Genomic DNA, 6,416 nt, shown 5'->3' with positions numbered 1-6,416 from the left:
TTAGGGACAATTGTAGGGGCGGGTTTAGGGACAATTGTAGGGGCGGGTTTAGGGACAATTGTAGGGGCGGGTTTAGGGACAATTGTAGGGGCGGGTTTAGGGACAATTGTAGGGGCGGGTTTAGCCACAATTGTAGGGGCGGGTTTAGGGATTAAATTCAGCTATTCACCGATAACGGAACAACAAAACCCGCCCTCCTCACCGATAACGGAACAACAAAACCCGCCCTCCTCACCGATAACGGAACAACAAAACCCGCCCTCCTCACCGATAACGGAACAACAAAACCCGCCCTCCTCACCGAATAATGGCTCAAAAAAATCTGCCCTATCTCACCGATAACGGAACAACAAAACCCGCCCTCCTCACCGAATAATGGCTCAAAAAAATCTGCCCTTGTTCATGTTAACCCTTGGTCGGGGCGGGTTTAGTCACATCTAGGTTAGGGAAAAAACAATAATGGTAAAACCCGCCCCTACACAGGCGCTATGCCCGACTAGCTCTCTCCACTCCCCCTGCGCCCCCTGCGCCCCCTGCTCCCCCTGCTCCCCTTAATCCTCTCCCGCCAACGGTTCTGTCATCAACGTTTTTTGCACAGTTTTACTGAGAGATTCAGCGATAGGTTTGACCTCTGTCAAATCTCCTAAAGGTTCCATGGGAATCTGGATAGAAACCGCTACCCATGGTACTCGCTGACGCTTTAATTGAGCAATTTGGTCAACCCAAAACCATTGACGGGTAGCGGGATGACCCCCTGTCGCCCAAGCATACCATTGAACAACAGCAAAGGTTTGCTGTTGAGTCCAAGCGCGAAAGAGACGGGCATTAACTTGCGCCTGCTGGGATTGCGTTTCAACGGTAAAGTTTAAGCGTTGATGGGAATCCTTTTTCCATTGAAAGACACCATTAATATCCATCCATTCAACCTGAGGTTGATCAATCGGACCATTAGGAGGACGTAATAGGAGTAATACAGGTTTATCTAAGTCGCCCTTAATTTCCTGATAAGACCATTTATGCCCCCCTAACGTTACAGTTCGTTGCTCTAGGGTTTCCCAGTCCGGAATTTCTAGCCCCTCAATTTGCACCACTTTGATGCTACTGAAATTGGCAAATCTTGGTGGCTCAATCCACGACCAGTTGCCTGTCAAATAACTGGGTAATGCCCCGATCGCGACAATTACCAACAACAACAGTAACACGATCGCGCGGTTGAATCGCAGGCGTTTAATCACCTGGCTCAGTCTTGAGGATTTCATCAGATTTGCCTTCATGGGCGCAAGAGTGAGTAGGGGCGGGTTTAGGGATTTTCGGCTTGGCTATTGATGGTAACGTTTGTACAAAACCCGCCCTGACTAAATACAAACGTTTTTTAACCTTTCCCATCTCCCTCAGATACAGAATCAGGGGTTTGGGGTTCGGTATCAACAGAACGTTCAATGAGTTTCAGTAAAATCACTAACATTCCTAACATTCCCGCCGAATACAGATCCCCGCCCCAACTTTCATGTAGCCAATGGAACGCCCCATCCATCCCAGTACCATGGAAAAATGTGAGTAGGGTATTGCGAATGATATTACCAATCACACTAACCAACACCGCACCAATCAGCAAGAGTGTTGTCTTCTGTCGGGATATCCACGCCCCACTCCAGTACAACAGCATTAAACTCACATATAAACTGGTAAACAGCATCTTTAACCCGGCACAGTGGGGGGCGACTTCGACAATTCGTCCGCCGACAAATAAGTTAATGCCGACAACATTAACATCAATGCCAAATTGAATCAAAAGAAATCCGGCAACTCCAGCAATAAAGCGCTGTAGGGGTAAGGCGTAGGGTTCGATTAAGTAAGGAAATGCCGTTGGTGTTGCTAAAATTACCAAAAGTAGAGGAAAGCTTTGTAAGCGTAAGCCCGGAATCCCTTTAAACCACAAACAAAGTCCGGCTAAAACCGTGGGAAAGGAAATATTAACCAGTTCCGATTGACCCGACAGATAAAAGACACCACCAACTGCCAGTAATCCTAACCCAATATAATTCGATTTATCCGGGATTGCTTGCCACTGCTGGCGATGAGTCCAGGCGATATAGGCGGCAAAGGGCAGTCCAATTAAACCGTGGCTAAAGTATTCGTGTTCAATGCTAATACTTTTATTTAGCCAACCATCATACCAGTGGATGAGTAGAGGCGCATAGAGGATAATCAGTAAAGCCGCGATCGCACCATCCCACAGGTGACGGTCAATGGCAGTAGGAATCTTTTGTCCAAGTTGCATAATTGTACCCCGAAATTACAGCCGCCGGATGCGGTTAAAACAGGCTATTGAGGCAATCAACCACTCGCTCAATTTGAGCGTTACTTATTCCAGGATACATAGGCAATGATAAAATTTCCTGGCATAAGGTTTCGGCATGAGGAAAATCACCCGCTTGATAGCCCAAATAGTGATAAGCGGGTTGTAGATGACAAGGGAGGGGATAATGGATACCTGTTTGAATCCCGGCGGTATTGAGTTTCTCTTGCACCATTTCCCGACTCAGGGAACAGGCGGCGGTAATCCGAATCACGTACAGATGATACACATGACCGGTACCGCTGTGGTTTTGGATGGGGATAATTCCTTTTTCCGCTAGCGGTGCTAATAATTGGTCATAATACTGGGCGGCGGCGTTGCGAGACTGATTCCACTGGGGTAAGTGGGGTAACTTGGTGTTGAGAACCGCTGCTTGGATGGAATCTAAGCGACTGTTTTTGCCCAGTTCTGAGTGATAATATTTACGAGGTGCGCCATAATTCCGCAGCGATCGCAAGGTTTGATAGATATCGGGATCACTGGTTAGGGCGATTCCGCCATCGCCAAACGCGCCTAAATTCTTACTCGGATAAAAGCTAAAACCAGCGGCTTCACCCACCGAACCCGCCCGATACCCGTCCCGTTGGGCTAAATGAGCTTGGGCGGCGTCTTCAAAGAGTAACAGGTTGTGGCTATGGGCAAAGTTGAGTGATTGCGGCGGTGATACCATCTGACCATAGAGGTGAACGGGTATAATCGCCTTGGTTTTGGGGGTGATGGCTTTTTGCGCTGCATTCAGGTCAATTAGGGCGGTGTTGGGGTCACAATCGGTTAAGACGGGTGTCGCTTTTGCCTCAAGCACACCAATGAGAGTGGCGATAAAGGTATTGGCAGGAACAATCACTTCATCACCTGCACCAATACCATTTGCTTGTAATCCTAGCGCGATCGCATCGGTCCCGGAAGCGACACCGACACCATACTCTGCACCAGACGCCGCCGCAAATGCCGCTTCTAACTCGGCTAAGGCTTGACCTAAGACAAAATCACCGCGCTGGATAACCGTCTGAATCGCTTGTTCAATGTCCGCTTGAATCGGCTGGTGTTGCAGCGTTAGATCAACAAAGGGAATGGTTTCTGGGGGGGGAGGATTCATGAATACACTGGGAAAGAATAGGAGTTTGCTAAGTTAGGTTATTTTATCCCTTATTTAATTTATGTCCGATTTAGGTGCTAATGCCTACCCCTGAATTATCAAGTTTTGGTAAAGTTTCCGGTTAACCTGCGTCTGGTAGCAACGTTGTAGGGGCGGGTTTTACCGATAACATTTTGGAATCAACCGATAACGTAACTAAACCCGCCCTTCTCTACCATGATGGTGAGGGAACGATGAATGATTTTCACCAAAAAGCTACAATTGTAGCTAAGGGAGTAGCATCGGGAGAACTTCATGAATCGGCTACAACGGATGAACTTTAGAACCTTATTTGCCACCGCTCTTTGTTTAAGCCTAATTAATAGTGTAGACCTAGAGGTATCGCGCGATCGCATCAGCGCATCGATTGATATGGGTCATGACGTCTACGCTAGAAGCAGTGGGGGACGCAGTAGTGGCGGTTCCTTTAGTCGTGGTTCATCCTCACGTTCGGGTTCCAGCAGTAGCAGCCGTTCATCTTCCCCTAGCCGTTCATCCTCCCCTAGCCGTTCATCGTCTCCTAGCCGTTCATCCTCCCCTCCATCATCGTCGAGAACATCTCCATCTCAATCTAATCCTACCAATAGGGGAACAACCGGGGGACGAGCTAGTGGCGGGACATTAAACAAACCCACATCTCCACCTCCGACTCAAACCAAGCCGAATCAACCGAATCCCTCCTCAACCAAACCCAGTCGTACCTCTCACCCGTCTTATGGACATGGACATAGTTCAGTGGAACTGGAAATTGAAATCGAAAATGACGATAACGATTTCCAGAATTATCCGCCAACATCCTATCCCGGGACAACCTATTCAGCACCGCCTCCACAAAATCAAACCCTTCCGGATTCAGCGACAACCGATTCAGCCCCGCCTGAACCACCCAATCAAAGCCTGACCAATCCGGAATCAACTAATAGTACAACTCCACCGCCAGCTACTGCGCCAGCCACGAATCCAACTCAAGCGGTGAGTTCCACGAAATCAGCGAACCCGTTACCTGTCTTGATCGCTTTACTATTTTTTGGTGTCGGTATTTTCCTGGTTGTTTATATACTAATCAGGTTAATTTTGTCTCTCCTCAAACGCCGAAAAGTCGCCACCAATGAACTAGACAATGATATTGTCACGGTGAGTAAATTACAGGTAGCCTTATTTGCTCACACCCCAAACTTGCAATCAGAGTTATCGGAACTCGCCTTAACTGTCGATACAACGACTCCCGAAGGCTTACTCGAACTGCTACAAGAATCGGCGTTAGTCTTGCTGCGTCATTCAGATACCTGGAGTCATGTATTAAGTAGTTCACAAAGCGTTGATATCGAGGAAGCAAAAACACTATTTACAAAACTTTCGGTAGAAGAACGCAGCAAATTTAGTGCCGAAACCCTCAGCAATGTTGGTGGAAGAGTGCGGTCTCAAGTTCCGGTAATGCCCGATGCTCAGGAAGACCCAGCGGCTTATATTGTCGTGACACTCTTAGTTGGAACGGCAGATGATCACCCGTTGTTTGGCGACATTCGTTCAGCAGAAACCCTGAATCAGGCATTAAAAAAAGTCGCGTCAGTGCGTCCTGAGTATTTGATGACCGTGGAACTGCTTTGGAGTCCTCAGAGTCAAGACGATAGCCTAACTTATGATGAATTGTTGACCGAATATACAGATATGATTCAAATCATTTAATTAGGAAAAATGCCTCCTCAAGAGGAAATGTAGAGACGTTGCATGCAACGTCTCTACTAACACAGGGGGTTAAATAAAGGGCGACCCGAGCAAATTGAGGGGATAAAGTTGTTGATTTGTGCCAGCGGGTCGCCCCTACACAAATACAAAAGGCGACATGCTCCCGTTCCTATTTCCCATACCCCTATCTCGTGAAATTTAATTTTATCCTACTCCTTATCGATGAGAAAAAACCATGAAATTTATAAGTCCTAAAGTCGATTATGCGTTTAAAAAAATATTTGGTTCTGACCAAAGCCAAGAAATACTGATTAGTTTTCTCAATGCCATTATTTATAGTAACAAAAACGTTATTCGTTCTTTAACCATTCTCAACCCATACAATCCTGGTAAAGTTCGAGAGTTAAAGGAGAGCTATTTGGACGTGAGAGCCATTTTGTATGACGGCTCGACTGTTATTATTGAAATGCAAGTATCCAGCACAAAAGCTTTTGATAAACGGGTCGCTTACAACCTCGCTAAGACTTACGCCAATCAGTTAGGCGTTGGCGAAGGTTACTGGCTGTTAAATCCAGTAATTGCTATAAATATTGCTGATTTTATCATGTTTCAAGAAACCCCTAAAGTTGTGACAAAGTTTATTTTCAAAGAAGAGGAAGAGTCATTTAAGTATAAAGCTGTAGAATTACAACTCATTTTCATAGAATTACCAAAATTCAATAAAACCTTGTCTGAGTTAAATAGTTTGACGGATAAGTGGATTTACTTTATTAAAGAAGCAGCAACCTGGGAAAGCATTCCAGCACCATTAGCGGAAGTATCTGCAATAGAGAAAGCGCTAAATATCGCGAATCAAGCAAATCTCACCGTAGAAGAATTGGAGGAATTGGAGCGGCGAGCAATAATGTTACAAGATGAAACAGGGCGAATCATTCAAGCTAAAGATGAAGGAATTCTACAGGGAAAGCTCGGAGTAGTAACAGCTTTACTCCAGCAGCGTTTTGGCGAAATTCCTAAAAACATTAGCAGGAAAATAGAAGGTTTGTCTGGGAAAAATTTAGAACGTTTAGTCCAGACAATTTTAAGCTTTAATAGCCTGGAAGATTTGTCGAATTGGTTAGAACAAGATACATCGGCAGAATAAGCACCATTGTAGAGACCGTCCATGTTTGGTCTCTACATAAATGATGTGTCCTAAACGCTATGGCGGTTGCTATATGTGCTTTCGCTAACCTT

The 6,416-nt window shown here is 45.9% G+C and carries 7 protein-coding genes; 4 read left to right on the top strand and 3 right to left on the bottom strand.

Annotated features, from left to right (window positions below; genetic code table 11):
• Window positions 1-342, top strand: a 342-nt coding sequence (locus tag RIB93_RS21495; protein WP_446375437.1) for a hypothetical protein, incomplete at its 5' end; no start/stop codon positions are given.
• 209 nt (window positions 343-551) lie between these two features.
• On the opposite strand, the gene RIB93_RS21490 is transcribed toward RIB93_RS21495, so the two are convergent.
• The 3 genes from RIB93_RS21490 to RIB93_RS21480 form a co-directional block, all read right to left on the bottom strand.
• The gene (locus RIB93_RS21490; protein ID WP_446375435.1) at window positions 552-1,259 is read right to left on the bottom strand and encodes a cyanoexosortase B system-associated protein; all 708 of its coding nucleotides are present in this window, start codon (window positions 1,257-1,259) and stop codon (window positions 552-554) included.
• A gap of 113 nt (window positions 1,260-1,372) precedes the next feature.
• Complete coding sequence (gene crtB / locus RIB93_RS21485) at window positions 1,373-2,281, bottom strand: cyanoexosortase B (RefSeq protein WP_446375433.1); 909 nt, start codon at window positions 2,279-2,281, stop codon at window positions 1,373-1,375.
• A 34-nt stretch (window positions 2,282-2,315) separates the two neighbouring features.
• Window positions 2,316-3,455, bottom strand: coding sequence for a DegT/DnrJ/EryC1/StrS family aminotransferase (locus tag RIB93_RS21480; protein ID WP_446375431.1), 1,140 nt, complete (start codon window positions 3,453-3,455; stop codon window positions 2,316-2,318).
• Between the two features lie 173 nt (window positions 3,456-3,628).
• Here RIB93_RS21480 and RIB93_RS21475 point away from each other — a divergent pair, with 173 nt between their 5' ends.
• The 3 genes from RIB93_RS21475 to RIB93_RS21465 all read left to right on the top strand — a co-directional run bounded on the left by RIB93_RS21475 (window position 3,629) and on the right by RIB93_RS21465 (window position 6,324).
• Window positions 3,629-3,778, top strand: a complete 150-nt coding sequence (locus RIB93_RS21475; RefSeq protein ID WP_446375429.1) for a hypothetical protein — start codon at window positions 3,629-3,631, stop codon at window positions 3,776-3,778.
• On the top strand, window positions 3,750-5,180 hold the full coding sequence (locus tag RIB93_RS21470) for a DUF1517 domain-containing protein (protein WP_446375427.1): 1,431 nt from the start codon (window positions 3,750-3,752) through the stop codon (window positions 5,178-5,180). Before RIB93_RS21475 ends, RIB93_RS21470 begins: the two co-directional genes overlap by 29 nt.
• Window positions 5,181-5,415: 235 nt before the next feature.
• Entirely contained in the window at window positions 5,416-6,324 is a 909-nt protein-coding gene (locus tag RIB93_RS21465) for an Rpn family recombination-promoting nuclease/putative transposase (protein ID WP_446375425.1), read from the top strand.
• Window positions 6,325-6,416 lie beyond the last annotated feature (92 nt).

Origin of the sequence: Coleofasciculus sp. D1-CHI-01 (genome assembly GCF_040218875.1) — a bacterium.
In the GTDB taxonomy this organism is placed as follows: domain Bacteria; phylum Cyanobacteriota; class Cyanobacteriia; order Cyanobacteriales; family Coleofasciculaceae; genus Coleofasciculus.
This window is presented reverse-complemented; position numbering and strand designations above follow the sequence as displayed.

What these genes read in the sequence shown, in the direction of transcription:
- RIB93_RS21490 (WP_446375435.1), bottom strand. Translation starts at nt 1,259, where the DNA reads ATGAAATCCTCAAGACTGAGCCAGGTGATTAAACGCCTGCGATTCAAC.
- crtB (WP_446375433.1), bottom strand. Translation starts at nt 2,281, where the DNA reads ATGCAACTTGGACAAAAGATTCCTACTGCCATTGACCGTCACCTGTGG.
- RIB93_RS21480 (WP_446375431.1), bottom strand. Translation starts at nt 3,455, where the DNA reads ATGAATCCTCCCCCCCCAGAAACCATTCCCTTTGTTGATCTAACGCTG.
- RIB93_RS21470 (WP_446375427.1), top strand. Translation starts at nt 3,750, where the DNA reads ATGAATCGGCTACAACGGATGAACTTTAGAACCTTATTTGCCACCGCT.
- RIB93_RS21465 (WP_446375425.1), top strand. Translation starts at nt 5,416, where the DNA reads ATGAAATTTATAAGTCCTAAAGTCGATTATGCGTTTAAAAAAATATTT.